Origin of the sequence: Bacteroides sp. CAG:189 (assembly GCF_000432295.1) — a bacterium.
Taxonomy (GTDB): domain Bacteria; phylum Bacteroidota; class Bacteroidia; order Bacteroidales; family Bacteroidaceae; genus Bacteroides; species Bacteroides salyersiae.
Genome location: NZ_HF990965.1, coordinates 27,909 through 32,156 on the forward strand (window position 1 = coordinate 27,909; position 4,248 = coordinate 32,156).

Sequence of the window (4,248 nt, forward strand, 5' to 3'; positions counted from 1 at the left end):
TTTCGATCATCGTGATCGTCATCTACGGAAAGCTCACCGCCCCGAAAGAAGAACGTGCCCGCAAGAACCCTCTGCGGACGAAAGATATTCTCAACGCCTGGAGCATCTACCTGCTCATCCTCTTGTTGATCATACTGACCAGTCCTCTGTTTCCCGGCCTGCGCCATACACTCGAAAATAACTGGGTCACCCGCATCAGCCTGCCTGTCGGGGACTCGACCCTAAACTATACCATCTCGTGGCTCACCCATGCAGGAGTACTTCTCTTCATAGGCACGTTTATTGGAGGGCTCATACAAGGTGCCGGAGTCAAAGAGATGTTCACCGTACTTTGGCATACGGTGAAGCAATTGAAGAAAACGTTCATCACGGTCATCTGCCTTGTCGGCCTTTCCACCATCATGGATACGGCAGGAATGATTGCCGTAATCGCCACTGCCCTGGCTACTGCTACCGGAAGCCTTTATCCGCTTTTTGCCCCCGTCATCGGATGTCTCGGTACTTTCATCACCGGCAGTGATACCTCATCGAATATCCTTTTCGGAAAGCTGCAAGCCAGCGTCGCCGGACACATCAACGTGAGTCCGGACTGGTTGTCGGCCGCCAATACGGTCGGTGCGACAGGAGGTAAAATCATATCTCCCCAAAGCATCGCTATCGCTACCTCGGCAAGCAACCAGCAGGGAAAAGAGGGAGAAATCCTAAAAGCAGCCATCCCCTATGCACTGGCCTATGTAGTGATAACAGGAGTTATCGTCTTTATTTTCAGCTAAAGACGCAATATTTAAATTTAAAGTTCTATATTTGGCAACGAAATAAAAAACATTTTTTGAAAACAAATCCTTCATCTTCCAATATATTGGTGTGCTAAATAGCCTGTAGTTCTCACTACTCATCTGGCTATCCCCTCCTTTGTAAAATCCGGCATATTCTATCCGGACAGGAATCCTATTCTTATTTTTTTTAATGGAGACAGATCATGAGATCATCTCCTATTTACTCAACATTTTATCAACAGAAATCATATGATAGAAACAAAACGTTTAAGAATCATACCATTCGATTCGGAGCAGTTCGCCCTGCTTCTGAATGGAGTACACTTTATGGAAAACGCCTTAAGGCTGACTCCTTCCAACGAAACACTTGATCCGCATACCCGTCAGGCTATGACCGGTCAATATCAGCTTGCCGGCAAGCATCCCGAAAACTTTCTCCTGCTGACCAACTGGCAGATCATCTTGAAATCAGAAAACAAAGCCATCGGCTCCGCCTGTTTCAAAAACCTCCCCGATGCGGAAGGCAGCGTCGAAGTCGGTTACGGGATATATGCTTCCTACCGGAACCACGGTTATATGACCGAAGCTCTGAAAGCCTTATGTAAATGGGCTTTCGACATTGCAGGGGTACAATCCGTCATAGCGGAAACCGAAAAAGACAATATCGCTTCCCAATATGTATTACAGAAAAGCAAGATGAAGCAGTTTAAAGAATCAGCAGACAGTATCTGGTGGAAATTAAATAAAAAAACAATGGAAAAGAAAGAAATTATAGTTATCAGACAAGAAACCAAGCAAGACCGGCACGAGTTATACCACTTAATACAAACCGCCTTCCAGACTGCCAAAGTAGCCGACGGCGATGAACAGGACTTCACCGTAAATCTGTGGAACAGTGAAAACTACATCCCCGAATTAGGATTAGTAGCCGAACTGAATGGAAAATTAATCGGCCATATTCTGCTCACCCGGATGTACGTGATACAGGAAGACAGAAACAAATTTGAATCTTTATTAGTGGCCCCCCTATCCGTGTTATTGGAATATAGAGACCACGGTGTGGGTTCCGCATTAATGAAAGAAGGTCTCAGACGGGGACGCGAGTTGGGATACAAAGCAGCGTTCCTTTGTGGCGATCCTGAATATTATCACCGCTTCGGATTCAAATCAATCCGTGAATTCGGACTTACCAACCCGGAAATTCCGGAACCTTATGCGATGGGATACGAATTGGTTCCCGGAGCACTGGATCAAGTTACGGGAGTGGTAAAACTGACATAGTTCGTCAAAGGAGAGCTATAAAATGTAAAGCGGCATGTCTTCGGAAAATAGACATGCCGCTTTACGTTTTTATTATCGAAAGTATATTATTAATTATTATCAAAAAATATTAGACAATATCTGTTGCTTAATATTTTCCCACGTTATATCAGTTAACATATACGGCATTATGTCCTCTTCAGCATCATCAAAATATGCTAAACTTTTCATTGCCATAAAAATAGACCCATCCGGATACTTTTGAGAGTAAAAATCCAATATATCATTCATAGAGAAATACCGCAATAAGAAAGCAATATCAACAAAATCCTTTTTAGTCCCCCTCCCAATAATAGCTGTAACTTTCATTGCTGCTATATCTTTTAAACTCGCCATCCGAATTCCTTGTTTTACTACTACATCATCAACCCATGAATATTGATAATCTACAATATCAATCTTAACATTGTTCAACAAATAAATATGAATACGAGGAGATTCTTTCAATACTGTCAAAGCACCTATTTGTTCCAATGCTATTACAAGTTCATCCTTTTCCACCTCTATTTTACCAAAAAAATCTAAATCTATAGATTTCCGATGTCCTATTTGCAAAGCTAAAGCAGTGCCTCCCACCAAGCGAGTTTTACATAATGCGGGGATACTCTGTAACTTCCTTAGAAGTTCCAGTGTTGTGGTATCGAGTGTTGATAAGTGTAACATCTGAATTCTTCTTTAGGAGTATTCGAAATGGAAGCAATATAAGCTAAAGCACGGGGTTCCAAATCTCTCATCTTTTTTACTTCTTCTACGATTCGAGGTAAACCATAATAAATACGTAATACCATCCAATCATTCCAGACACCATATTCCAACACTCTTTTTATTATATATTTAGAATGCCTGTCAATATCAATATCTTCTTTGTGTACATCCCAAAAAAGATGATTAGAAAACGTATTTATACATTCGTTTGCTGTCATAAAAATCTTCTTTGATAACAAAAGTAACACATTTATCCAAATATACAAAATCAAACCAGATTCTTTTCTACAACACAAACCAACTTATACGCGATTTACCATTAATCAAAAAATATTTGGCTTTAAATCCGTAGCAAACAACTGCGTAATACAACTGAGGAAATGATTACCTCGATGTTTATAACACGACAAAACGACTGTACTGAGATAATACTAAACTTGTTTCAGTTTCAGATTTGAGTGCTAATGCTTTTTCCCTCAAAATGTTTCTTCATATGGAACTATTTCTTTATCTTTGTATCAAAATAAAGTAATGGAAACCAAGGCTAAAATTAATGTGATATTATCATCTGAAGCGAGTGATTTCCTTGAGGGACTAAATTCTAAAATTCGGGAGAAGATCATTTATAACATCCGTAAATCTACATATACTATAGACCCCGAGCTCTTTAAAAAGCTGGATGATACAGATATATGAGAATTTAGAACAAGATATAATAATGCTCAATACCGCTTGTTAGCTTTTTGGGATAAGACGAGTAATATAGATACTTTAGTGATTGCAACACACGGATTTATCAAAAAAACTCAAAAGACTCCATCAAAAGAAATAACAAAAGCCCAAGAAATAAGAAAAGAATATTTCAACTCTAAAAAATAGTGATATGAAAGATAACAAATTTTATACCCTCGGAGAAATTGAGGACAAATATATAGGGAAAAAAGGTACTCCTAAGCGAGACAAATATGAAGTTGATTTGCAAACTGATGTGCATTCTCACTTCATTGGTGAAGCGATCAAACAGGCCAGGCTATCAAAGAATATGACACAAGAAGAACTTGGTAGTTTAATCGGTGTACAAAGAGCACAAATTTCTCGTATAGAGAGTGGAAAGAATCTAACATTTTCTACCATAGCAAGAATTTTTAAAGCAATGGGAATAAGTGCCAAATTAGAAATTGGGAATTTAGGGAAAGTTGCTTTGTGGTAACTTAGAATATAAAAAGATAAGCGGATAAAAGGTTTATATATTTCTCAGCCTATTTATTCATGAGATGTAGTCGAAAATACTTTTTCATAAACAACACGTATAGCGTACCCAATATAAGTACGGTAGCCAACAAATACCAATAACCATACGAATAAAAATAGAAGTATCCGACTATCACCAATGCCTGTACCAGCATGTATACGGATGAAACCACCACATGAGGGATCTTCAGTTCAT

The 4,248-nt window shown here is 39.1% G+C and carries 5 protein-coding genes and 2 pseudogenes; 4 read left to right on the plus strand and 3 right to left on the minus strand.

Going from position 1 to position 4,248, the window contains the following annotated elements:
* The coding region (locus QVP90_RS00330) for an L-lactate permease (protein WP_288203568.1) at positions 1 to 773 on the plus strand (773 nt) is incomplete at its 5' end.
* Between the two features lie 252 nt (positions 774 to 1,025).
* Complete coding sequence (locus QVP90_RS00335) at positions 1,026 to 2,057, plus strand: GNAT family N-acetyltransferase (protein ID WP_021935373.1); 1,032 nt, start codon at positions 1,026 to 1,028, stop codon at positions 2,055 to 2,057.
* Positions 2,058 to 2,156: 99 nt separating this feature from the next.
* Here the strand turns inward: QVP90_RS00335 and QVP90_RS00340 are convergent, their stop codons facing one another.
* Both QVP90_RS00340 and QVP90_RS00345 read right to left on the minus strand, forming a co-directional pair.
* The gene (locus QVP90_RS00340; RefSeq protein WP_005930823.1) at positions 2,157 to 2,759 is read right to left on the minus strand and encodes a nucleotidyl transferase AbiEii/AbiGii toxin family protein; all 603 of its coding nucleotides are present in this window, start codon (positions 2,757 to 2,759) and stop codon (positions 2,157 to 2,159) included.
* Entirely contained in the window at positions 2,714 to 3,019 is a 306-nt protein-coding gene (locus QVP90_RS00345) for a DUF6922 domain-containing protein (RefSeq protein ID WP_005930820.1), read from the minus strand. The genes QVP90_RS00340 and QVP90_RS00345 overlap by 46 nt, the downstream gene beginning before the upstream one ends.
* Positions 3,020 to 3,332: 313 nt before the next feature.
* On the opposite strand from QVP90_RS00345, the pseudogene QVP90_RS00350 reads away from it, so the two are divergent.
* Both QVP90_RS00350 and QVP90_RS00355 read left to right on the plus strand, forming a co-directional pair.
* Positions 3,333 to 3,680, plus strand: a pseudogene (locus tag QVP90_RS00350) (type II toxin-antitoxin system RelE/ParE family toxin).
* 4 nt (positions 3,681 to 3,684) lie between these two features.
* The gene (locus tag QVP90_RS00355) at positions 3,685 to 4,011 is read left to right on the plus strand and encodes a helix-turn-helix domain-containing protein (protein ID WP_005930816.1); all 327 of its coding nucleotides are present in this window, start codon (positions 3,685 to 3,687) and stop codon (positions 4,009 to 4,011) included.
* 49 nt (positions 4,012 to 4,060) lie between these two features.
* Here QVP90_RS00355 and QVP90_RS00360 read toward each other — a convergent pair.
* Positions 4,061 to 4,248, minus strand: a pseudogene (locus QVP90_RS00360) (UDP-GlcNAc--UDP-phosphate GlcNAc-1-phosphate transferase); the annotation flags it as partial.